Origin of the sequence: Frankia sp. QA3 (genome assembly GCF_000262465.1) — a bacterium.
In the GTDB taxonomy this organism is placed as follows: Bacteria; Actinomycetota; Actinomycetes; order Frankiales; family Frankiaceae; genus Frankia.
In genome coordinates, this window is record NZ_CM001489.1 from 1,282,490 (window position 1) to 1,303,991 (window position 21,502).

Below are 21,502 nucleotides of genomic sequence, written 5' to 3' on the forward strand. Positions count from 1 at the left end.
CACCGTCGCCCTGCTCAACGGAATGACAGTGCGGATTCGGGGAGCTTCGGCCTACACGAGGCCGGCTTCGTACGCGATGATGACCGCCTGGGTGCGGTCACGGGCGCCGAGCTTGGCCAGGACGCTGCTGACGTGGGTCTTGACGGTCTGGACCCCGAGGTAGAGCCGGCCGGCGATCTCCTTGTTGGACAGTCCCTGGCTGATCAGCCGGAGTACTTCGGTCTCCCTGTCGGTGAGCATGGCCCGTCGCATCGTCTCGTGGGCTTCCTGGTTCGGTCGTCTGCTCGCCAGGGACCGGATCGCCTCGGGAAAAAGCAGGATCTCGCTGGATGCAATGACGTGGACGGCCTGAACGATCTCCGCTGGTCGGGCTCGTTTGAGCACGAACCCATTTGCCCCGCTGCGGAGCACCTCGTAGACGTAGTCGTCCAGGTCGAAGGTGGTGAGCACGAGGATCTTGGGGGGCTCGGCGACTTCCGCGAGGACGGCGCGGGTGGCCGCCAGCCCGTCGACCTTCGGCATGCGGATGTCCATGACCACGACGTCGGGGGTCGTCTCCCGGATCAGCGGCACGACCTGCGAGCCGTCGGAGGCCTCCCCGACAACGCTGATCTCGCCGCCTGCCTCCAGGATGACCCGCAGCCCCACGCGAACCAGTTCGTCGTCGTCGACGAGGAGGACCGAAACCGTCACCGGGCCAGCCCGGGCGCGCGTAGAGATCCGGATCCTACGCCGAGGGGAAGGCGAGCTTCGACGATCCAGTGGTTCTCCTGGGGTCTCGCGCTGAACTCGCCGCCGAGGAGAACGGCACGTTCTCCCGATCCTCGCAGGCCCTTGCCGCCCTGCCGCGGCAGGGCGGCGGACCCGGCGGGCAGCGGATTGATGGCGTGCAGCCCCAGGCATCCGTCGTCCACGGCGACCTCGATTGTCAGCGGGCAGCCCGGCGCATGCCGCAGCGCGTTGGTCACCGCTTCCTGCAGGATCCGGTAGGCCTCGCGCGACACGACACCGGGGATGTCGCAGATCCGTGGCCCGACGTCAGCGATGACCGGGGTGCCCGCGGTCCGTGCGACGTCCAGCAGGGCGTCGAGTTCGGCCAGCGTGGGGCGGGCGCGCGGTCCCAGCGGGGCGTCCCGGAGAATCCCCAGGGTCCGATCGAGATCGTCCATGGCGCGCCGTCCGGTCTCCTCGATGACGGTGAGGGCACGGTCGACGAACGCGGCATCGGTGGCCGCGAGCTGCCTGGCCGCGCCCGCCTGCAGGATGGTCAGGGTGAGCGCATGGCCGATGGAGTCGTGCAGCTCCGCGGCGAGTCGATTGCGTTCCAGGAGCTGCTCGGCCCGACGCTCGACCTCCGCCAGCCGCTCGGCCGGAGATGGGCCGAGCAGGGCCCGGGCCGCGCGCAACTCAAGCGCGCCGGCCCCGACGATCGTCCACAGCAGAGCGAGGATCAGCGGGGGGACCAGGATCGGGCCAAGGAGAAGACGGTCGCTGTCCAGTACCCGGAGTCCCGCGACCCGCAGCGGTTCCTGTCGGAACGGGGCGGACCCGAGCTGGAAGGCGAGGGCGGCGGCGTTGACCGTCAGTGCCAGGACGGCGACCCCGAACCAGACGCGGGCGAGCAGCCACAGCCCGGTCCGCCACCGGTCGGACGGGGTGCGCGAAGGAACGAGGCTGATCTCGGTGTCGTGCCGGGGCCTCAGCAGCCATCGCGCCTGGACGCCTTCCGCCTGGCGGGTTCCGGGCACGAGCGCGGCGAGCGCCAGCACCGGCAGCGGAGAGATCAGGCAGGCGAGCAGGGCACGTGGCAGGGATTCATCGAAGCCGGGTGCCACCATCACACAGACGCCGGCGAAGACCCCGCCTGTGGCCAGGTGCAGCCAGCGCGTGTAAACAGCGGCTCGGAACAGGCCAGAGACAAAGATCGGCACTGCACCATGATGCCTACGGCGTCCCTCGCGCACCTCCCTCGCAGGAGGGAGCGCATCAACGACGGTTGGGGGATCCGGTCACGTCGTTCCCTGTCGTTTCCTGAGGCAATGACGACCAAGGCGGAACCACCGCCCCGGGCGGTGCGTATTGACGTCCGGGATCTCACCAAACGCTACGGGCGTTCTCTCGCCGTGGATCGGCTCACCTTCCGGGTCGAACCGGGTCGAGTGACCGGCTTCCTCGGTCCCAACGGGGCGGGCAAGACGACCACCATGCGGATGATGCTGGGCCTCGACCGGCCGACGAGCGGCGAGGTCCTCGTCGACGGCCGTCCGTACGCGCAGATCCAGGAGCCGTTGCGGCAGGTGGGAGCGTTGCTCGACGCGTCCGCCGTGCATCCCGGGCGGCGGGCTCGTGACCACCTGCTGGTTCTGGGCAGGAGCAACAGCATCCCGGACGCGCGGGTCGACGAGATGCTCGACCGGGTGGGCCTGGCCTCCGTGTCCAGGCGCCGGGTCGGCGGTTTCTCCCTGGGCATGCGCCAACGGCTCGGGCTCGCGGCCGCCCTGCTCGGCGATCCTCAGGTGCTCATCCTGGACGAACCGCTCAACGGCCTGGACCCGGGGGGCATTCGCTGGATGAGGGACCAGCTCAGGGAACTCGCCGAGGACGGCCGGGCGGTCCTGGTTTCCAGCCATCTCATGAATGAGATGGCGGTGACCGCCGACCATCTGATCATCATCGGCAGGGGCCGGCTGCTGGCCGATGTCGGCATGACCGAGTTCAGCGCCCGTTACGGTCGGAGACGAGTACGACTGCGCACGACGCGGCCCGAGCGGCTGGGTAGGGCCCTGGCTGCGGACGGGTTCACCCTCAGGCCGGTGAACAGCGGGACGTGGGAGGTGCTCGAAGCCCTGCCGGACCGGATCGGCGCGGTCGCAGCGCGCGAAGGCGTGCCGCTCCAGGAGCTCTACCTGAGCGAGGACTCCTTGGAAGAGACATTCCTTCGCATGACCTTGCGCTCCACCGAGTTCGCCGCCGTCGCCGGACGAAAGGCGCGCTGACGTGAGATTGCAACCCGTTCTGTATTCGGAATTGACCAAGATCATATCGGTTCGGGCTCTCGTCGGGTCGCTGACGGTGGCCGCCGTCCTGCCTGTTGCCTTCGGTTCCGTCGCCTGCGGTGACTACGGCGATGGTGAGGCTGCCCAGGCGGATTTCGATCCGCTGGCGCTGGGTTTCTGGGGGGTGAACTTCGCCCAGGTCGCGGTGGCTGTCTTCGCGATGCTGGCCATGGGAGGTGAGTACGACAGGGGAAGGATCGCGACCTCCCTCGTCGCTGTTCCCCGGAGGAACCGCTTCTACGTCGGCAAGTGCCTGGTCACCACGGGCCTGTCGCTGGCCATCGCGATCCCGGCCGCGCTGCTGACGTTCTTCCTGACCCAACGCCTGCTGGGCGAGCACGGGGTGTCCCTCGGTGATCCCGGCACCGTGCGCGCGGTGCTCTGCCTGATCCTCTACTTCCCGCTGCTGACGCTCCTGTGCGTGGGGCTTGCCGCGATGGTCCGTACCCTGGCCGCGGCGATGGGCGTGGTCCTGCCGTTCCTCTTCCTGCTATCGCCCTTGAGTATGGAAGTACCCCGTTTGCGGACCGTCGCCCAGTTCCTGCCCGACCGGGCCGGGCTGTACGCGGCCATGAGCCTGCATTCAGACCCTGACCTCGTCTACAGTGCGTGGCTGGGCCTGCCGATTATGGCCGTATGGACCGCGGGGGCGGTCTTCGGCGGCTGGTATGCGCTGCGCTGCCGTGACGCATGACCGCCGGAGCCAACGACGTTGACGTGGCCGGACGACAATGCGGTGCGATGGCAGTGTGGCTCGCTGCCCCAGGTCCCGAACGGCCTGCCGTCAGCTACTATAAGTGATGTCGAAATATCCGGAATTGCTGTACACGCATGTCGCAGTGCTTGATCCGTTGAACGTGACCTGCGTCGGCGAATACAGCTGAGACTCCGCGACCACGTCGCCGGCGCGGAAGAGCCCCAGCGCAACATAGTATGACGGGTTGGGTGTGTATTGCAGGCCGGCGTCCGGCTGGGTGGGTCGCACGAAGGTGGCGAAGCCGCTCATACCTACTCCGACGGCGCCACGATCGGGACTTTCGGCGCCAGGCACCGATGCGTCTTCATTGATGCTCAGGGAGCCGCGGCCCTCGGTATTCCGCGACATCGCGGTGAACTCGAATCCCCCGTTCCGGTAGGTAAGGGTCACGGCGTTGTTGTACAGTTCGGCGCCCACCACCTGCGCGGCCAGGTAATTGACTCCGGGCGCCAGTGTTCCAGCCTGGCCCCACACGAAATCGTACTCTGTGGTCCAGGGGAAACGAACCTGGCCGCGCGGGTGGCAGGTACTCGAAAACCAGGCCAATGACAGCATATCCAGTGGCAGGTCGGCGTCCTTCTGGAAGACTATCGCCTTGGCCCCATCGAGGTTCGAGTCGTTGAAGACTGTGATTTCACGGTGTTGGATGTCCACTTCGTGCGCCTCTCGGACAACCTGGCTGTGCCCAGAAACGGGCTCGCCGCCGCTGTCCGGGTCACGGGCCCCGACGGACAGAAAGGTCGAGCCGCCGGCATCGGCCGGGGCCCCTGCAGTCCCGCGGCGACCTGCGGTCCGACGTCAGCGATGACCTGCCCTGCTGTCTCCTCCACCAGGGCGCAGGGTGACCGCCGGTCCGGGACCCCTGCCTTGTGGCAGCGGTCCCGGTCATCGGTCCACCTTTCGGTAGGTCAGGCCAGTTGCTGGGCGTTGAGGCTCGTGAGGTGTTCCTGAGCGGGGTTCTCGGTCGGGTAGAGAACCTGGATGTCGATGAGGAGATCCGCCTCGGGGTCGATGGTATGATCCCCGCCCGGGGGGGAGGCGAGCAGGACGCTGCCCTCGGTACCGTCGCGGAGGATCTGGCCCCAGAAAACGTCGCTGAAGCCCTTGAACAGCGAGGTTCCCTCCGGTAGATCACCGAAGCCAAGGGCCCATTTCACCACCCGCGTCGTTGAGGCGCTCACGGTGATCCGGTAGGAGTAGACCACCTTCCCCGCATCCTGCCATTTGCCCCGGAACTCCTGCTTGACGACCAGGTTCCCCACGAAGGGGGCGGCCCGCGCGGACTGGGCCTGGTCGTTCCAGGTGCCGTTCGGGCTTTCGGCCATGGCGACGCGGATCAAATTCGCGATCGAGGAGTTCCGGTCCACCGGCAGAGCGTGCCCCTGCTGGCTGGCCGCGGAGAACAGCGTGTTGTCCTCGTCCGTGTTGTTGACGACGGCGCTGACCCCGTCACCGCTGTGGTCGAATCCGTATTCGGTGAAGTCGTCGACGTACGTGCCCAACGGGATGACCAGGATCTTGTCCCCGACCCCCGATTGCTGACCGGCGTTGAACTCGACGGCACGATAGAGGCAGAAGCTTCCGTCGGGACAGGCATCCCGCCCTTTCCCGTAGATCAGCTGGGCTCGCTTTTCGCTCATCACGTCCGGCTTTCTGTCGAAGGGAATATTCTCGATTCTGCCGATACTTGATCATCCTGGGCGATTATTCAACCATCGTGGCTTCGCCCGGCCTCGTCTCCGGTGTGCGTGTCCGGCTTTGGGCGGTGACAGACTCGGACCAAGGACCCGCTGTGGGCGGTTCTGGCACCACCATCCCATCGGCCGAAGCTCCGCCCCAGGAGGGAGATGACTCCACCCGGGTGGACGTGCCGGACGGGCCCCTCTCCGCAAGTGACGGCTGGCGTGGCCTCCTGCCCGTCACCCGCTCATCGCCGCGGTCGGGACGCGAATGTGGTCGTGGTCAGAGCGTGGTTCGGGCGAGTTCGCCGCCTCCCCTTCTCCGCCTGGACCCAGCCGGCCTGCCCGGGCACGGCCGGCCGGACCCACTGGTCGGGCCGATCAACCCCCACTCGGCATCGGTCACCTGCACCCGCGTCACGAATTACCGAACCACGAACCACCGGATCATCGGATCGCGGCCAGGACGAATCCCCCGGCGGATCACAAGCGGATACGCGGTCTAGCCCGGTGTGTCGAGGCCGAGGAGGCGGGTGACGGTGGCGACCTGTTCGGCGTAGTGGTGGAGGAACTCGGGTGAGCGGGGATCGACCCCGCACACGCCCTCGATGACGTGGGGAAGCGTGGTGGTGGCCATCGCGGTGGCGATCAACATGATGGTCAGGCAGGCCGGGTCCACCTCGGCCGGCAGCCGGCCGGCCGACTGCAGGGTGCGGACCTCCTCGACGCTGCCCCGCAGTCGCTCCGAGCGGGGTGCGTGATCGGGGTCGGCTTCCGGACCGGTGTACATCCAGGCCGCTCCACGCCATCAGCCGGACACCGTCGGGGTTGCTCAGTGCCTCCAGGGCGTAGCGGCGGATCTGCTCGGGCAGGGGCGTGCCCGGAGTCACCAACTCGCTCTGGCGCTGCCGCCAGACGTCTGCCAGAGCCTGATAGAGGCCTTCCTTGCCGTCGAATTAGTAGGAGATCAACTGCTGGTTGACGCCCGCCCGGGCCGCGATCGCGCTGATGCGGGCGCCGGCGTACCCGTGCGCGGCGAACTCGGCCGCCGCGTCCAGGAGGAGCCTGCGGGTGCGGTCGGGATCGCGCTGTCGCTCCTGGGGTTTGGGTGACCGGCGCGGTTTCGACCGGACCGCTGTCCTCGTTGTGGGAGGAGGCATCGTCGGCCTGTCCGCGGCGCTCTTCCTCGCGCGGCAGGGAATCCGGCCGGTACTGGTCGAGCGGCACCCGTCGACGGCACTGCTGCCACAGGCACGGGCGTTCAACCCTCGCTCGATGGAGATCTACCGTGCCCTCGGCCTGGAAGAGGAGATCCGCGGTCGCGCGTCGATCCTGACCGACCTGCCGGAAATGATCGGTGCGGAGATCCTGACCGGCGAGGAACGCTTCCGCCTCGACGTGCTCGCCCAGGTCCGGCCGCCAGCGACCGTCAGCCCCACCGACTGGGCAATGATCGACCAGGACGAGTTGGAACACATCGTGCGCGCCCACGCCGAACGCAGCGGCGCCGACGTGCGGTTCGGCACCGAACTGGTCTCCTTCGACGCCGATGCGGATGCCGACGCCGATGCCGACGGCGACGGCGACGCCGACGGCGACGGCGTGACGACCATGCTGCGCGACGTCAGCAGCGGTGCCGAGTACCGCCTCCACGCCGACTATCTGATCGCCGCGGATGGTCACCGGGCGGGCATACGTCACCGGCTCGGCATCGGCGCGGACGGGCCCGGTGTTCTTTTCCCGGTCGTGAACTTCGTCTTCGACGCCGACCTGAGCACCGCGTTGCGGGGACGCCGATTCCTGCTGGCCTACCTCGACAGGCCGGCCCCGGGCACAGCCCTGGTGCCGCTGCGGAAATTCGGCCGCTGGGCGCTCGGGGTGCCCTACGATCCCGAGCGGGGCGAGAGCTTCGACGACTTCACCGACCAACGCTGCGCCGAACTGGCCCGCGAGGCGGTCGGCATTCCCGGCCTGGACCTCACCCTCGTCCCCCCGATGCCCGGCTGGGACCGGAAAGTCTCCAGCACCAGGATCGGTGGGTGGGTCGCGCGCCGCTACCGGGCCGGGCGGGTGTTCTTCGTCGGCGACGCGGCCCACGTCGTACCGCCCACGGGGTCCTACGGTGCGAACACCGGCATCGCAGACGCGCACAATCTGGCGTGGAAGCTCGCCGCCGTCATCAAGGGCCAGGCAGGCGACACGCTGCTGGACACCTACGAAGACGAGCGTCGCCCGGTCGCGCGGATAACGCTCGAAACCGCGATGCGGCTCCTGCGTGACCGCCACGAAGGCACCGGTGACGACGCCACAGCAGTCGACGATCTGGCGATGATCTTCGGATATCGGTGCGACTCCGCCGCGATTCTCACCGAGACGTCCATTCCGGTCGGGCCGGTCGAAGACCCACGCCAGCCCAGCGGGCGGCCAGGTCTGCGAGCACCACACGTCTGGCTGGACCGGGCGGGCACCCGGCTGTCCACCCTCGACCTGTTCGCCGGTGCCTTCACCGTGCTGGTCGGCCCCGACGGCGAGGACTGGACCGCGGCAGCCAGGATGGCGGCGGCGTCACTCGAGGTCGAACTGGACATCCACCACGTCGGCGTCGGGCTTCACGACCCGGACGACCGGTTGTTGGACGCGTACGGCGTCACGAGGGCGGGCGCGAGCCTCATCCGACCAGACGGATTCGTCGCCTGGCGCGCCTTCCACCTTCCCCGGCGGCCAGAATACGACCTCCACCAGGTCTTGGCCCACCTGCTCGGACGATAGCCGCGACAAGGCGACAAGGCGACAAGGCGACAAGGCGACAAGGCGACAAGGCGACAAGGTGACAGTGCCGCCACTGTCACTAAACGGCATGGTGAACGTGAAGCGCCAACGACTCCGGAGGCATGCCGCTCCCGCGGGCTGCTGTCTCCAGCATGCCCAGGGTCTCCGGATCGGCCCATGCGTCGGCCGCCTCGTCGTCACCATCGGGATCTGGCTGCCGGGTAAAGGGCTGTAGCTGGTGCTCGGCCATGCTCGCTATTGAGCAGTGGCTTTCCCGGCGGCTGGTGTCCGGAGTCCCCGCACCCCGGAGTCCTCGCAGCTTCGTCCGTCGCGGGGCCTGGTACTGCGTAGAAAGCGATCCCTGCCTGCGGCTCCAGCGTCGGATTACACCTCGGGCTTACAGCGCCAAGTCCTGAACGGCGCCCCGTCCCCCTGACCTACCTCCGCAGGCCGCCACCTCCGGTTTCAACCCGGCTCCGGGCTGAACCTGGCTCCCGGCCTCCGAGCTTCGGCTCGGCCCTCCAGCCTGGCTCGCGGCGTGCGTCCGGTCTCTCGCCGACTGGACGCCACTCCTGCTGGCAGTCACAGCCTCGACGATGTGCACGTGTCGATGGACCCTTTCCTCATATCGGTCACCCATGCGAACATCTGTTCGACATTGGGGGCTGGTTGGCCTAGTGTTGATCCGTGACCCCCTTCACTCTCGGCCCTGGCCCCGGCCCTGACCCATGCCCTTCACCTGGTCCTGACTCCGACCTCGACCCGGGCCCGGGTTCTGGCCCCGACCCTGATACTGGCCCCGTCCCGAACCCTCGTTCCGACCCTGACCCTGACACCGGCCAGGGCTCACGCTCAGCCGCTGGCATGGTCCCCGGCGTCACTCCTGAGTCGGGTCCGTACTCAACCCCTCGCACCGGCAGCGATTCCGACGGTGTTGGCCTGGCGGGTTGTCCGCGGCTGCTGGCCGCCCTGTCGGAGCTCGACGCGATGGTCGGGCAGGCGGTGCACATGCCCGGTTGGGGGCTGTCCGATCCCGAGCTCGACGGCGCGGTTCTGGACTGCTCGGCGTTGCTGGCCCGTCTCGCCGCGGTCCGTCTCGGTCTGGTGCGGGAGATGCATGGCCGAGGCAGCGCGCTGCGGGAAGGTGCGACGAGTACCGCCGCCCTGATCCGTGCTCGGCTACGCATCCGCCCCGTCGACGCCCAGCGGCTGGTGGACCTGGCCTTGGCCGTGGACGACGACCTGGCCGCGACCGGTGCCGCCCTGATCGCCGGCATGATCAGCGTCGAACAGGCCCAGACGATCCACCTCGCGCTTCGCTCCCTGCCGCGCGGCGTTGACGTCGCCACCCGACGTTCCGCCGAACAGTTCCTGCTCACCTCTGCCACCAGGTTCGACCCCGCGGAACTCGCCCGGCTCGGCCGTCATATACGCGAACGCCTCACCGACGTCGATACCAGCCCTGGCGGCGACAACCCCGACCCCGAGGACAACGGCGCTGGCGACAACGACGGCGCTGGTGACAACGACGGCGCTGGTGACAACGACGGCGCTGGTGACAACGATGTTGACAGCGACAGTCCTCCGGACGGCGGTAAGGGTGCCGGCAAGAGCGATACCTCCGACGCCGCAGATGGCGACGGCGATCCAGCGGATCGACGTTGCCTGTGGATCACCGATCTCTCCGACGGCATGACCCGGATCAGCGGCGAACTCGACGCGGAAGCCGCCGCTCTACTTCGCACCGCGCTCGACAGCCTCGCCGCACCCATGCCCGCCATCGACGGCACTCCCGACCCGCGCAGCCCCGCCCGCCGCCGCGCCGACGCCCTCGTCGACTTTGTGCACCGCGCACTCGATGCCTCCGCCGTTCCCATCTCCGGCGGTGTGCGCCCGCACCTCACCGTCACGATCCCCTGGCCCACCCTGGTCGGCCGCGGCGGGCCGGCCGCGTCCACCAGTTGGGGCCAGCCCCTGTCACGCGCCACCGTGCGGCGCCTCGCCTGCGACGCCGCCGTCAGCCGCATCATCCTCGACCCCGCCAGCGTCCCCCTCGACGTCGGCCGCACGCAGCGCACCGTCCCGGGCGACCTCCGCCGTGCGCTGGTCGCCCGGGACCAGGGCTGTGTCTTCCCGGGTTGCAGCAGGCCACCAAGCTGGTGCCAGGCCCACCACATCATCTCGTGGATCGACGAGGGTCCTACCTGCCTCGACAATCTCGTGCTGCTTTGCCCCTGGCATCACCGCCATGTGCACCACCACCACTGGACCATCCGACTCGGCGCCGACCGCCGACCCGAACTCATCCCACCCCCCTGGGTCGACCACACCCAGACTCCCCGCCGAAACCCCTACAGCCAACCTCTCGACATTCTCCTCAACCCCACCCCGTTCGTCACCTCGGTCGGGAGCCAGCCTCAGGGTGGGTGTTGAGTCAATGGCGCGAGGGCGTGGTCGTCGCGGCGCCCCGGCGGCGGGCGAGGTCGGCGTGGACGTCGTCGGCGCATACGACCGTCGACAGCAGGCGCAGCAGATTGGCGACGATCCACCCGTGCGACTCGGCGCTCGCCCCGGCCGCGGCATCCTCGACGAGCATGCTGCGGTAGCCGCGGTCGGTCGCGCCCAGGGCGCCGCCGAGCAGCGCCATGTTCGTCGACACGCCGGTCAGGACGACCGTGTCGACCCGCAGGTTGCGCAGGGTGGAGTCCAGGTCGGTGCCGTACCACATCGCCAGGCCCGAGCGGCGCGTGCTGACGTAGTCGCCGGGCAGGGGCGCGACCTGGGGCATCGGCTCGGCCTGCGGCGTGCCGGCGAGCACCCGCCGTTCGCGGCGCACCTTCGCCGACACCGGGTTGGTGTCGCTGAACGCGCCGAAGTCCGGCCGGTGCGCCACATGGATGTGGATCACCGGTAGCCCGAGAGCGCGGAAGTCCGCGGCGAGCGCGGCGATGCGCGCGAGGATGCCGCGGTCGGCGGCCTGCTCGGCCAGCCCGGCGAAGATCGCGAGCTCCGGGTCGAGGGTACCGCGCAGGCACTCGCTGACGACCAGCGCGGCGCGCTCGCCGCGGTCGAGTCCACGCACCATCGCGCCGATCCGCCCGGCCGCTCAGATGCCGGCGCGCTGGGAGCCGCGGCTGTCATGGCGCGCGTCGGGGTCGGGGGCGTCGGGGTCGGGGGCGTCGGGGTCGGGGGCGCGCAGTCGGGCGCGCAGGTCCGCCTTGCGGACCTTGCCGGCGGCGGTGCGGGGCAGGTCGGTGACGATTTCCAGGCGTTCGGGGGTCTTGTGCTTGGCCACGCCGACGGCGACGAAGTGCTCGACGAGGTCGCCGAGGGAGAGTTCGCGGCCTGGTTCGACGATGACGAACGCGCAGACCCGCTCACCGTAGAGCGGGTCGGGCATCGCGGTCACCGCCGCCTCGACGATCGCGGGATGGCGCAGCAGGACGCCCTCGACCTCGGTCGAGGAGATGTTCTCCCCGCCGCGGATGATGATGTCCTTCTTGCGGTCGACGATGGTGAGGTGGCCGGCCTCGTCGAGGGTGCCGATGTCGCCGGTACGAAACCAGCCGCCGTCGAGGAACGCCTCGGCGTTGAGCGCGGGGTCGGTGTAGCCGACGAACAGCTCCGGGCCGAGGGTCACGACCTCGCCGGGGGTGCCGGGTGGCAGGTCCCGGCCGTCGTCGTCGACGATCCGGAGGCGGTTGGCGCCGAAGGCGACGCCGTCGGTGTAGGCGCGCACCTCGACCGGGTCCGACACGGCGGACACCGTCACCGTCGGGTGCTCGGTGGAGCCGTAGGAGCGAAACGCCCGCCAGCCGGCCGCCTCGGCGGCCAGGACGAGCTCCGGTGGCACGCCCGCGCCGCCCAGGTGGATCTCGTCGAGCGACGGCATCGGCGCGCCGGTGTCGCGGACGTCGGCGAGCAGGCTGCTCAGGAAGAACGGCGTCGCCCCGAGCCAGCTCACCCCGCGCTCGCGGATCACCCGCGCGACGCGCTCGGTGTTCCAGGAGTCGACGAGGATGCTCGTGCGGCCCGACAGGAACGCCCGGCCGAGCAGCAGGACCCCGCCCATGTGCCCGGCGGGGAACGGCGAGAGGTGGACCGCGTCCGGGGTGCCGGCGTCGGCGTCGGCCAGCGCCCGCATCTCGGCGAGCAGGGTGTTGTGGGTGTGCTGCACGCCCTTGGGGGCGCTGGTGGTGCCCGAGGTGTAGATGACCATGCAGACGTCGTCGGCGTGCAGCGTCGCCGGCGCCGGCGGCTCGGCGTCGAGCGCCTCCAGCGCGGCCAGGGTGAGCCCGCCCGCCGCCGTCCGTTCGCCGATGGTGATCACGTGCTCGAGGTCGGGGCAGTCGCCGACCGCGGAGAACCGTTCGAGGTAGTCGATGGTGCGCCAGCGGTCGGGCATGACCAGTGCCCGCGCGCCCGACTGGCGCAGGATGTAGCCGACCTCGACCGGCCCGTAGATGTGCACGACGGGCACCATGACCAGGCCCAGCGAGATCGCCGCGTGGTAGACGACCGCGCCCTCCAGCCAGTTGGGGACCTGGCAGGCGATCACGTCGCCGCGCCGCAGCCCGAGCCGGGCGAACGCGCCGGCGAGGCGGGCGCCGCGGCGGTGGAGGTCGATGAGCCGGGCCGACGCCGGACGCGTCTCCGAGTCGAAGATCATCAACGACCGGGGATGCCGTGCGGCGCCGTCCCGTAACGCGTCGACCAGGGTCTGGGTGGTGTGCAACCCGGCGGCGTACCAGTGGTCGTTCGCCGGCGCGCGGCGCAGGAGACCGGTCATGGCAGCACTGTAGCCGCCATCACCTATACAAGCTATATCCTTCAAATGATTAGATTCTCTTTACCGTCTGCCCTGTGATGCTGCCAGACGATTCCCGCGGAGGTCACGAGATGCAGCGTTCCGTCTTCACCCCCGACCACGAGGAGTACCGGCGGCTGGCCCGCACCTTCGTCGAGAAGGAGTGCCTGCCGCACAACGAGCGGTGGGAGGCCGAGGGCATCGTCGACCGGGCCGCCTGGCTGCGGGCCGGCGAGGTGGGCCTGCTCGGCCCGGCCGTGCCCGAGCAGTACGGCGGCGCCGGCATCGACGACCCCCGCTACGGCGCCGTCGTCGCCGAGGAGTTCGCCACCGCCGGCATCGGCGGCTTCGCCATCCAGCTGCACAACGACCTCATCGGCCCCTACCTGCTGGAGCTGACGACCGACGAGCAGAAGGCGCGCTGGCTGCCCGGCTACGTCCGCGGCGAGCTGATCACGGCGATCGCGATGACCGAGCCCGTCGCCGGCAGCGACCTGCGGGGCATGCGCACCACCGCGGTGCGCGACGGCGACCACTACGTCGTCAACGGGTCCAAGACGTTCATCAGCAACGGCATCCTTGCCGACCTGGTGGTGCTGTGCGCGAAGACGACCCGCGCGGACGGCGAGCAGGGGATCAGCCTCATCGTCGTCGAGCGCGACACCCCCGGCTTCGAGCGGGGCCGCCGCCTGGACAAGGTCGGTGCCCGCTCGCAGGACACCGCCGAGCTGTTCTTCACCGACGCCCGCGTCCCGGTCGCCAACCTGCTCGGCGAGGAGAACGAGGGCCTGCACTACCTGATGCGCAACCTGGCGACCGAACGCCTGTCGATCGCGGTCTCCTCGGTGCAGAACGTCTTTCGCGCGCTGGAGCTCACGACCGCCTACGTCCGCGAGCGCAAGGCGTTCGGCAAGCCGATCGGCAGCTTCCAGAACACCCGCTTCGTCCTCGCCGACCTGCAGGCCCGGGCCTGGATGGCCCGGTCCTTCGTCGACGCCTGCCTGGCCGCCCTGGTCGCGGGCGAGCTGACGGGGGTCGAGGCGGCGGCGGCGAAGCTGTGCGCCACCGAGCTGGAGGATGCCGCGGTGGACGCCGGGGTGCAGCTGCACGGCGGCTACGGCTGGATGAACGAGTACCCGATCGCCCGGATGTACCGGGACAGCCGGATCAGCCGCATCCTCGGCGGCTCCAACGAGATCATGAAGGAGATCATCGGCCGCTCGATGCAGCTGGGCTGAGCGGCCGACGACCTGCTTCAGGCGGCCGGTGGGTCAGTTGTGGCGCAGCTCGTTGAAGGGGCGGTCGAGGTCGTGGGCGGGTTCCCGGGGCAGCCCGAGGATCCGCTCGCTGATCCCGTTGCGTTGCATCTCGTTGGTGCCGCCGGCGATGGACAGGATCCGGCCGTTGAGGTAGTTCAGCGCCGTCGTCGACGCCTCGGTGTCCTGCGGATGCCAGGCGACGCCGGCGGTGGCGGCGATCTCCAGGCCGATCGCCGCGCGGACCGGGTTGAGCGTGCCGGCGGCGAGCTTGCTGTACGAGCCGAGGTTCGGGTTGGCCGCCCCCGACTCGGTCAGGGTGGCGACGTAGGCGTCGAGCTGCTCCTTGACGAGGTCGATGACGTGGGCGCGGGCGATAAGCTGGCGGGTCACCGGGTCGCCCTGGCGGCCCACCCGGCGGGCCAGGGCGACGAGGTCGGGGGCGAGCTCGCGGGCGCCGGAGTGGCGGGGCGTCTCGTCGGGGTCGCCGCCGAGGCGCTCGAAGACCATCATCGTGCGGGCGACCGTCCAGCCGTCCCCGACGGCGCCGATCCGGTCGGCGTCGGAGACGACGACGTCGTCGAAGAACTCCTCGCAGAACTCCGAGCTGCCGTTGATCTCCCGGATCGGCCGGATCGTCACCCCCTCGCCGGTCAGCGGCACGCCGAACCACGTCAGCCCGCGGTGCTTCGGCACGGTCGGATCGGTGCGGGCCAGGCAGAGGCCGTAGTCGGCGTAGTAGGCGCCGCTGGTCCACACCTTCGACCCGTTGATCACCCAGTCGCCGGCGTCGGTGCGGGTGGCCCGGGTCGACACCCCGGCGAGGTCGGAACCCGCGCCCGGCTCGGAGAACAGCTGCACCCAGATCTCCTCGCCGGACAGCATCCGCGGGATGTGGGTGCGGCGGAACTCGTCGGTGCCGTGGGCGAGGATCGTCGGCCCGCAGACCCGGGTGGTCGTCAGGCCCGCGATGCCCAGGTCCGCCACGACGTAGCCGCGGCTCTCCTGGGCGAAGACCTCCTCGTGGGCGGGGGTGAGGCCCTGCCCACCGAACTCCGCGGGCCAGGTGATGCCCGCGTACCCGCCCTCGTAGACCCGGCGCTGCAGCTCCCGCTGCTGTGCGACCCGCTCGGGGGAGAGGTTGGCGGCGTCTCCGCCGCGCAGGCGGACCGGTGCGTCGTCGTTGCGGGGCTCCAGGTTCGCCGCGAGCCAGGCACGCACCTCGCGCCGGTAGGCGTCGAGATCGCGCGCCGGCCCCCCGTCCGCCGGCCGCCGGTCCGCCGGCCGCCCGTCCGTCGCCGCGCTGTTCACTGCCGCGCTGTCTGCTGCCGCGCTGTCCGTCGCCATGCTGTCTGCTGCCGCGCTGTCTGCTGCCGCGCTGTCCGTTGCCTGCCCGTCCGCCGTCTGCCCGCTCATCGCCCTTCTCCCGGTCGCCGTGATGTGTTCAACGGTCGTCGTCCTTCCTCACAGGCCGTGCAGCCGGCAGATGCGCTCGCGGTGCCAGGCGGGGTCGCCGAACACGACCCGGTCGGTCGCCAGCCGGCGCAGGTAGAGGTGCAGGTCGTGCTCCCAGGTGTAGCCGATGCCGCCGTGCAGTTGCAGGCAGCCCTGGGAGACGTCGATCGCGGCGTCGCCGACGAACGCCTTGGCCGCGCTGGCCAGCTCCGCGGCGTCCGGCGCCCGCTCCTGCACGGCGGTGAGGGCTCCCGTCGCGATGGCGTGGCTGCACTCCACCGCGAGACTGAGGTCCGCAAGCTGGTGTTTCACCGCCTGGAACGAGCCGATGACGCGGCCGAACGCCGCGCGGTTGCGGGCGTGTTCGAGGGTCATCGCGAACAGCTCGCTGATTGCCCCCACCATCTCGGCCACCGTCAGCACCGTGGCGACCTGCAGCAGCCGCTCGCCGAGGTCGTCGCCGCCGATCTGGCCGACCACCGCGGAGGCGGGCACGGCGACGTCGCGCAGGACCAGCTCGGCATACCGGTGGGTCAGGTCGAGTCCGGCCAGCGGCTCGACACTCAGGCCGGGGACGTCGTCGGGCAGCCAGAACAGCGCCGGGCGGCCGTCCACCGCGGCGCTGACGAGGAACCAGTCGGCCAGGTGGGCGTCCTGGACGAGGCCCTTGGTCCCGGACAGCACGAAGCCGGTCTCGCCGCGGCGGGCCTCGACGCCGGCCGACGCCCCCCAGCCGCCCACCGGATCGCCGAGCGCCCAGGCCGCGAGGGCCTTGCCGCCGGCGAGGTCGTCGAGCAGGGCGCGCTGCTCGCCGGTGCCGCCGAGCGTGATCGCCAGCGCCGCGACGTTCGACCCGACGATCGGTCCGGGCTGCAGGTACCGGCCGCGCTGCTCGGCGATGAGGCCGGCGTCGAGGACCGGCTGCCCGGACGGGCTGCCGCCGCCGTGCTCCTCGGGCACGAACAGCGCCAACCAGCCCAGCTCGCCGATCTCGGTGAAGTAGCCGCCGTCGAGCTCCTCCTCCCGCTGCGCCACCCGGCGCACGGTGGAGACGGGGCAGGTCGACCTGATGAAGCGCTCGGCCGTCTCGGCGAACAGTTTCTGGTCCGCTGTCACACCCGGAAGCACGGGCGGTCTCCTCTCGATCCTGGGGCACCGGTGGCATGCCCTCGACCAGCAAACGCCGTTCGGCCCGACGGCGCTCGCGGCATGGGCCGGCCCGCCGGGGCAGCCGGGCGACCGGGCGACCGGGCGACCGGGCCACCGTGGAGCCGTGGGGCCGTGGGGCCGTGGGGCCGTGGAGCCGTGGAGCCGCCGTCGGGCCGCCCGTGACGCAGCCGACCGTTCGTGCCGCTGCCACGATAGCGACTATTAAGGTAGCTTACTCAAATCATCTATCTGATCCAACTTAGGGAGTGGACGTGAAGGTCGACGTTGGTCTGTGGGCCGATCTTGACGACATCGCCAGCCGATCACGCGAACTCGAGTCCCTGGGCTACGACGCGCTGTACGTCCCGGAGACCGCGCACGACCCGTTCCTGCCCGTGGTCCTCGCGGCGCAGGCGACCGAGCGCGTCATGATCCGCACTGGTGTCGCCGTGGCCTTCCCGCGCAGCCCCATGCACCTGGCGATGGTCGCCAACGACCTGCACACCATCAGCCGGGGCCGGTTCGTCCTCGGGCTCGGATCGCAGGTCAAGCCGCACATCGAGAAGCGTTTCAGCGCCGTGTGGTCCGAGCCGGCCAGGCGCATGCGGGAGATCGTGCTGGCGATCCAGGCGATCTGGCGGTGCTGGAACGACGGCGAGCGCCTGGACTTCCAGGGCGAGTTCTACCAGCACACGCTGATGACGCCGTTCTTCAACCCCGGGCCCAACCCGTACGGGACGCCGCGCATCCAGCTCGCCGCCCTCGGGCCGCGCATGACCGAGGTCGCCGGCGAGGTCTCCGACGGGATCCTGCTGCACGGACTGTCGTCGGAGCGGTTCGTGCGCGAGGTGACCCTGCCGGCGCTGGAGCGGGGCCTGGCGCGGGCCGGGCGCAAGCGCTCGGACGTCGAACTGACCTTCCCCACCCTCATCGCCACCGGCGACACCGAGGAGGAGCTGGCCGAGTCGGAGAAGAAGCTGCGCCAGCACTTCGCCTTCTACGCCTCCACCCCCGCCTACAGTGCGGTTCTGGAGCTGCACGGCTGGGGCGGCCTGCAGCGTGACCTCTACGAGCTGACCCGGGACGGCCGGTGGCAGGATCTCGGCTCGCTCGTCACCGAGGAGGTCCTGGAGGTCTTCACGGCACGCGGCACCCCGGAGGACATCCCGAAGCAGATCCGGGCGCGCGTCGGCGACATCGCCGACCGGGTGAGCTTCTACTCGCCCGCCCCCATCACCCCCGAGGTGATCTCCCGCATCCTCGCCGGCCTGAAGGGCTAGCGACGGTCCCGCGCGGCGGCGGGTCACGGTGGGCCGGCCGGGCTACGGGAGCGGCCCGGCCCGGCCCGGCCGTCGCCGTCGCCGTCGCCGTGGCCGTCGCCGTCGCCGTGGCCGTGGCCGTGGCCCGAGCCTGATCGGGCTGTGAGGGCTGGACGGAGATGTTAGTTGTGGCTAACTTCGTCTGGGTTAGTGAACGCTAACGTGCGGGCGGTTCCGGTGTGGCGCCGCCCACTGCTGCGGGAGGCGGGTGCGCGGGTGGACAAGGTGGTCGCGAGTGCGGCCCTGGCGGTGGCCGACATCCCCGACGGGGCGTCGCTGGCGGTCGGGGGGTTCGGGCTGTGCGGCATCCCGACCGTCCTGATCGACGCGCTGCTGGCGGCCGGGGTCAGCCGGTTGGAGACCGTGAGCAACAACTGCGGGGTCGACGACTGGGGGCTCGGCCTGCTGCTGCGGGCCGGGCGGATCCGGCGCACGACGGGGTCGTACGTGGGGGAGAACAAGGAGTTCGAGCGGCAGTTCCTGGCCGGTGAGCTGGAGGTCGAACTGGTGCCGCAGGGCACGCTCGCCGAACGGCTGCGCGCGGGCGGGGCGGGCATCCCGGCGTTCTACACCCCGGCGGGGGTGGGCACGCAGGTCGCCGAGGGTGGTGTTCCGCTGCGCCACGACGCCTCCGGCCGCGTGGCACTCGCGTCGCCGCCGAAGGAGACCCGGGTGTTCGACGGCACCGAGTACGTCCTGGAGCGGGGGATCGTCTGCGACTTCGGGCTGGTGCACGCCTGGCGCGGCGACCGGCACGGCAACCTCGTCTACCGGGCGAGCGCGGCCAACTTCAACCCGCTGTGCGCGGCGGCGGGCCGGGTGACGATCGCCGAGGTGGAGGAGCTCGTCGAACCCGGCGAACTCGACCCGGGCCAGGTCCACACCCCGGGGATCCTGGTCCAGCGGGTGGTGCATGCGCCGGACCCGGAGAAGCGGATCGAACGCAGGACGGTGACGGCATGACGCTGACGCGGCAGGGGCTGGCCGCGCGGGTGGCGCGGGAGCTGGTCGACGGCCAGTACGTCAACCTCGGGATCGGGCTGCCGACGCTGGTGCCCGGCTATCTGCCGGCCGATGTGACGGTGGTTTTGCACAGCGAGAACGGCATCCTCGGCGTCGGTCCCTACCCGGCCCCGGACCAGGTCGACCCCGACCTGGTCAACGCCGGCAAGGAGACGGTGACGGTCCTGGCGGGCGCGTCGTACTTCGACTCCGCGACGTCGTTCGGGATGATCCGCGGCGGGCATGTCGACGTCGCGGTGCTCGGCGCGATGCAGGTGTCCGCGCAGGGGGACCTCGCGAACTGGATGATCCCGGGGCGGATGGTCAAGGGGATGGGCGGCGCGATGGACCTCGTGCACGGCGCGCGGCGGGTCATCGTGATGATGGAGCACGTCGCCCGCGACGGCGGTCACAAGCTGGTGTGGGAGTGTTCCCTGCCGCTGACGGGCCGGCGCTGCGTGCACCGGGTCATCACCGATCTCGCGGTCCTCGACGTCGAACCCGGCCACGGCCTGGTGCTGCGCGAACTCGCACCCGGCGTCACCGTCGACGAGGTCCGCGCCGCCACCGGCCCCGACCTGACCGTCCAGCTCGACTGACCCGTCCGGTGCCGACGCCCCGCCGGCACCGACCGCGGCACCGACCGCAGCACCGACGGCAGCGGCGCCCGTGACAATGGCGGTGGGCCGCCTCATGCGCCGATCGGCGCACTCGGGTCGGCCAGGTCCTCGGTCGGCTCGGGCGCGCCCTCGACCGTACGCACCGGGATCACGCCAGCCCAGTGGGGCAGGGCCATGTCCTCGGGGTCGTCCACCGGCCCACCCGTCCGCGCCTTCAGCGTCACCTGCGTGGCGGGGTCGTCGAGCGCGACGGCGAGCACGGCGGTCGCGGCCAGCTCCCGGCGGTTCGCCGGCCGGCACGCGCCCGAGCGGCCCGGTGCGGTCCGGTCGACGAACGCGGCGAGCACGGCGCGCTTGTCGTCCTCGTCGAGCACGGGCGAGGCGAGCCCGCGGACCAGCACCGACCGGTAGTTCACCGAATGGTGGAAGGCGGAGCGGGCGAGTACCAGCCCGTCGAGCAGCGACACCGTGACGCAGATCGGCAGGCGGGCGATGCGACCGGCGGCCAGCACCCGGGCGCCCGCCGAGCCGTGGAGGTAGAGGGTGTCGCCGCGGCGGACGTGCAGGGTCGGCAGGACGTGCGGCCAGCCGTCGACGACCACGCCGACATGGCAGATCCGTGCCTCGTCGAGAACGGCGTGGATCCGGTCGGTCTCGTGATGAATCCGGTCCCGTGCCCGGGTGGGGGCGAGATGCGCGGATCCGGCCGTCGGAGTCTCCATGCAGGCAGCCTGGCACCGCCGCGATGCCCCGCCCACCGGATTTCCGGGACGACCTCGTTCGGGACGACCTCGTGGACGAGAGCCAGGGCGAGGGCGCGCTCAGCCGCGCACGTGCAGCCCGAAACCCGTGCGGCCCGCGGGCTCCAGTCCCTCCTTCAGATGCAGCGAGGGGAACTCGTAGTCACCGAGGTTCTGTCGCCGGAACGCGATCGGCTCGGTCGAGGCCAGGGTGAGCAGGCGCCGCTCCCAGGCCCTGGCGACGTCCGGAAAGTCCTCGCTGGTCATCCGGTCGGTGCCGTACAGCACGAACGGCGGCAGCACCTCGACGCCCGGGTAGTAGAGGATGCCGTGATGGATGGGGAACAGCAGATCGTCGATGGGGCCGTTGATCCCGCGAGCGGCGTAATGCGACTGCGGGCCGCCGGCGGTCACCGACAGCAGAGCCTTCCTGCCCGCGAGGGTGCCTTCGCCGAAGCGCTCGCCGTACCTGGTGTCGCTGTGCTCGCCGACGCCGTACGCGAAGTGGAAGGTGAACACCCGGTCCACCCAGCCTTTGAGGATCGCGGGCATCGTGTACCACCACAGCGGGAACTGGAAGATGATCGTGTCGGCCCACCGCAGCTTCTCCTGCTCGGCGAGGACGTCCGGGGTGAGCGTCCCGGCGTCGAAGGCCCGGCCCGAGTCCAGGGCGACCTTCAGCGGGCTTGAGGCGTCGGGGCCGTAGTCCGCGGCGTCCACGACCGCCTTCCAGTTCATCGCGTACAGATCGCTCACCCGTACCTCGTGCCCGGCGGTCTCCAAGGTGGTCACCGCGAGGTCCTTCAACGAGCCGTTGAGCGACTTCGGCTCCGGATGGGCGTAGACGATCAGCGTCTTCACGGGAACTCCTTCGGATCGGGTGCCTTCGATCC

The 21,502-nt window shown here is 70.5% G+C and carries 20 protein-coding genes; 8 read left to right on the forward strand and 12 right to left on the reverse strand.

The window, feature by feature from the left end:
• Positions 1-51: 51 nt before the first annotated feature.
• Together FRAQA3DRAFT_RS05085 and FRAQA3DRAFT_RS05090 are read right to left on the reverse strand one after the other, a co-directional pair.
• A complete protein-coding gene (locus tag FRAQA3DRAFT_RS05085; protein WP_009737991.1) occupies positions 52-693 on the reverse strand; it encodes a response regulator transcription factor in 642 nt (213 codons plus the stop codon).
• Positions 690-1,931 carry a sensor histidine kinase gene (locus FRAQA3DRAFT_RS05090; protein WP_009737992.1) on the reverse strand — a complete coding sequence of 414 codons (1,242 nt, stop codon included), beginning with the start codon at positions 1,929-1,931 and terminating at the stop codon, positions 690-692. Before FRAQA3DRAFT_RS05090 ends, FRAQA3DRAFT_RS05085 begins: the two co-directional genes overlap by 4 nt.
• A gap of 108 nt (positions 1,932-2,039) precedes the next feature.
• Here FRAQA3DRAFT_RS05090 and FRAQA3DRAFT_RS05095 point away from each other — a divergent pair, with 108 nt between their 5' ends.
• Together FRAQA3DRAFT_RS05095 and FRAQA3DRAFT_RS05100 are read left to right on the forward strand one after the other, a co-directional pair.
• Positions 2,040-2,996: an ABC transporter ATP-binding protein gene (locus FRAQA3DRAFT_RS05095; RefSeq protein WP_009737993.1), complete on the forward strand. Its 957-nt coding sequence runs from the start codon at positions 2,040-2,042 to the stop codon at positions 2,994-2,996.
• A 1-nt stretch (position 2,997) separates the two neighbouring features.
• Positions 2,998-3,750, forward strand: coding sequence for an ABC transporter permease (locus FRAQA3DRAFT_RS05100; RefSeq protein ID WP_009737994.1), 753 nt, complete (start codon positions 2,998-3,000; stop codon positions 3,748-3,750).
• A gap of 90 nt (positions 3,751-3,840) precedes the next feature.
• On the opposite strand, the gene FRAQA3DRAFT_RS05105 is transcribed toward FRAQA3DRAFT_RS05100, so the two are convergent.
• The 4 genes from FRAQA3DRAFT_RS05105 to FRAQA3DRAFT_RS38420 all read right to left on the reverse strand — a co-directional run bounded on the left by FRAQA3DRAFT_RS05105 (position 3,841) and on the right by FRAQA3DRAFT_RS38420 (position 6,652).
• A complete protein-coding gene (locus FRAQA3DRAFT_RS05105; protein ID WP_009737995.1) occupies positions 3,841-4,467 on the reverse strand; it encodes a hypothetical protein in 627 nt (208 codons plus the stop codon).
• Positions 4,468-4,721: 254 nt separating this feature from the next.
• The gene (locus tag FRAQA3DRAFT_RS05110; protein ID WP_009737996.1) at positions 4,722-5,453 is read right to left on the reverse strand and encodes a hypothetical protein; all 732 of its coding nucleotides are present in this window, start codon (positions 5,451-5,453) and stop codon (positions 4,722-4,724) included.
• Between the two features lie 541 nt (positions 5,454-5,994).
• Positions 5,995-6,282, reverse strand: a complete 288-nt coding sequence (locus tag FRAQA3DRAFT_RS35770) for a hypothetical protein (RefSeq protein WP_063820782.1) — start codon at positions 6,280-6,282, stop codon at positions 5,995-5,997.
• Positions 6,283-6,448: 166 nt separating this feature from the next.
• Positions 6,449-6,652 (reverse strand): TetR family transcriptional regulator, encoded by a 204-nt coding sequence (locus FRAQA3DRAFT_RS38420; protein WP_198287030.1) that lies wholly within the window; start codon positions 6,650-6,652, stop codon positions 6,449-6,451.
• Here FRAQA3DRAFT_RS38420 and FRAQA3DRAFT_RS05120 point away from each other — a divergent pair.
• Together FRAQA3DRAFT_RS05120 and FRAQA3DRAFT_RS05125 are read left to right on the forward strand one after the other, a co-directional pair.
• Positions 6,639-8,261, forward strand: coding sequence for an FAD-dependent monooxygenase (locus FRAQA3DRAFT_RS05120; protein ID WP_198287031.1), 1,623 nt, complete (start codon positions 6,639-6,641; stop codon positions 8,259-8,261). The genes FRAQA3DRAFT_RS38420 and FRAQA3DRAFT_RS05120 overlap by 14 nt on opposite strands.
• A gap of 987 nt (positions 8,262-9,248) precedes the next feature.
• Complete coding sequence (locus FRAQA3DRAFT_RS05125; protein ID WP_369809392.1) at positions 9,249-10,694, forward strand: DUF222 domain-containing protein; 1,446 nt, start codon at positions 9,249-9,251, stop codon at positions 10,692-10,694.
• A 1-nt stretch (position 10,695) separates the two neighbouring features.
• Here FRAQA3DRAFT_RS05125 and FRAQA3DRAFT_RS05130 read toward each other — a convergent pair whose 3' ends face one another.
• Together FRAQA3DRAFT_RS05130 and FRAQA3DRAFT_RS05135 are read right to left on the reverse strand one after the other, a co-directional pair.
• A complete protein-coding gene (locus FRAQA3DRAFT_RS05130; RefSeq protein WP_009737999.1) occupies positions 10,696-11,346 on the reverse strand; it encodes a cysteine hydrolase family protein in 651 nt (216 codons plus the stop codon).
• Positions 11,347-11,367: 21 nt separating this feature from the next.
• A complete protein-coding gene (locus tag FRAQA3DRAFT_RS05135) occupies positions 11,368-13,050 on the reverse strand; it encodes an AMP-binding protein (protein ID WP_009738000.1) in 1,683 nt (560 codons plus the stop codon).
• Between the two features lie 110 nt (positions 13,051-13,160).
• Here FRAQA3DRAFT_RS05135 and FRAQA3DRAFT_RS05140 point away from each other — a divergent pair, with 110 nt between their 5' ends.
• Positions 13,161-14,306, forward strand: coding sequence for an acyl-CoA dehydrogenase family protein (locus tag FRAQA3DRAFT_RS05140; protein WP_009738001.1), 1,146 nt, complete (start codon positions 13,161-13,163; stop codon positions 14,304-14,306).
• A 33-nt stretch (positions 14,307-14,339) separates the two neighbouring features.
• On the opposite strand, the gene FRAQA3DRAFT_RS05145 is transcribed toward FRAQA3DRAFT_RS05140, so the two are convergent.
• Positions 14,340-15,740 (reverse strand): acyl-CoA dehydrogenase family protein, encoded by a 1,401-nt coding sequence (locus FRAQA3DRAFT_RS05145; protein ID WP_009738002.1) that lies wholly within the window; start codon positions 15,738-15,740, stop codon positions 14,340-14,342.
• Positions 15,741-15,788: 48 nt separating this feature from the next.
• A complete protein-coding gene (locus FRAQA3DRAFT_RS05150) occupies positions 15,789-16,907 on the reverse strand; it encodes an acyl-CoA dehydrogenase family protein (protein WP_009738003.1) in 1,119 nt (372 codons plus the stop codon).
• A gap of 293 nt (positions 16,908-17,200) precedes the next feature.
• On the opposite strand from FRAQA3DRAFT_RS05150, the gene FRAQA3DRAFT_RS05155 reads away from it, so the two are divergent.
• The 3 genes from FRAQA3DRAFT_RS05155 (at position 17,201) to FRAQA3DRAFT_RS05165 (ending at position 19,848) form a co-directional block, all read left to right on the forward strand.
• Positions 17,201-18,208, forward strand: coding sequence for an LLM class F420-dependent oxidoreductase (locus tag FRAQA3DRAFT_RS05155; protein ID WP_009738004.1), 1,008 nt, complete (start codon positions 17,201-17,203; stop codon positions 18,206-18,208).
• Positions 18,209-18,463: 255 nt separating this feature from the next.
• Positions 18,464-19,210, forward strand: a complete 747-nt coding sequence (locus FRAQA3DRAFT_RS05160) for a CoA transferase subunit A (protein ID WP_035922270.1) — start codon at positions 18,464-18,466, stop codon at positions 19,208-19,210.
• Complete coding sequence (locus FRAQA3DRAFT_RS05165) at positions 19,207-19,848, forward strand: CoA transferase subunit B (protein WP_009738006.1); 642 nt, start codon at positions 19,207-19,209, stop codon at positions 19,846-19,848. The genes FRAQA3DRAFT_RS05160 and FRAQA3DRAFT_RS05165 overlap by 4 nt, the downstream gene beginning before the upstream one ends.
• 92 nt (positions 19,849-19,940) lie before the next feature.
• On the opposite strand, the gene FRAQA3DRAFT_RS05170 is transcribed toward FRAQA3DRAFT_RS05165, so the two are convergent.
• Positions 19,941-20,591 carry a pyridoxamine 5'-phosphate oxidase family protein gene (locus tag FRAQA3DRAFT_RS05170; RefSeq protein WP_009738007.1) on the reverse strand — a complete coding sequence of 217 codons (651 nt, stop codon included), beginning with the start codon at positions 20,589-20,591 and terminating at the stop codon, positions 19,941-19,943.
• 99 nt (positions 20,592-20,690) lie between these two features.
• Positions 20,691-21,470: an NAD(P)H-dependent oxidoreductase gene (locus tag FRAQA3DRAFT_RS05175; RefSeq protein WP_009738008.1), complete on the reverse strand. Its 780-nt coding sequence runs from the start codon at positions 21,468-21,470 to the stop codon at positions 20,691-20,693.
• Positions 21,471-21,502: the final 32 nt, after the last annotated feature.

Bases quoted from the DNA above. Each gene is read 5' to 3' on its own strand.
- FRAQA3DRAFT_RS05095 (WP_009737993.1), top strand. From the start codon at position 2,040: ATGACGACCAAGGCGGAACCACCGCCCCGGGCGGTGCGTATTGACGTC.
- FRAQA3DRAFT_RS05110 (WP_009737996.1), bottom strand. From the start codon at position 5,453: ATGAGCGAAAAGCGAGCCCAGCTGATCTACGGGAAAGGGCGGGATGCC.
- FRAQA3DRAFT_RS35770 (WP_063820782.1), bottom strand. From the start codon at position 6,282: ATGTACACCGGTCCGGAAGCCGACCCCGATCACGCACCCCGCTCGGAG.
- FRAQA3DRAFT_RS38420 (WP_198287030.1), bottom strand. From the start codon at position 6,652: ATGCCTCCTCCCACAACGAGGACAGCGGTCCGGTCGAAACCGCGCCGG.
- FRAQA3DRAFT_RS05125 (WP_369809392.1), top strand. From the start codon at position 9,249: ATGGTCGGGCAGGCGGTGCACATGCCCGGTTGGGGGCTGTCCGATCCC.
- FRAQA3DRAFT_RS05130 (WP_009737999.1), bottom strand. From the start codon at position 11,346: ATGGTGCGTGGACTCGACCGCGGCGAGCGCGCCGCGCTGGTCGTCAGC.
- FRAQA3DRAFT_RS05135 (WP_009738000.1), bottom strand. From the start codon at position 13,050: ATGACCGGTCTCCTGCGCCGCGCGCCGGCGAACGACCACTGGTACGCC.
- FRAQA3DRAFT_RS05140 (WP_009738001.1), top strand. From the start codon at position 13,161: ATGCAGCGTTCCGTCTTCACCCCCGACCACGAGGAGTACCGGCGGCTG.
- FRAQA3DRAFT_RS05145 (WP_009738002.1), bottom strand. From the start codon at position 15,740: ATGAGCGGGCAGACGGCGGACGGGCAGGCAACGGACAGCGCGGCAGCA.
- FRAQA3DRAFT_RS05165 (WP_009738006.1), top strand. From the start codon at position 19,207: ATGACGCTGACGCGGCAGGGGCTGGCCGCGCGGGTGGCGCGGGAGCTG.
- FRAQA3DRAFT_RS05170 (WP_009738007.1), bottom strand. From the start codon at position 20,591: ATGGAGACTCCGACGGCCGGATCCGCGCATCTCGCCCCCACCCGGGCA.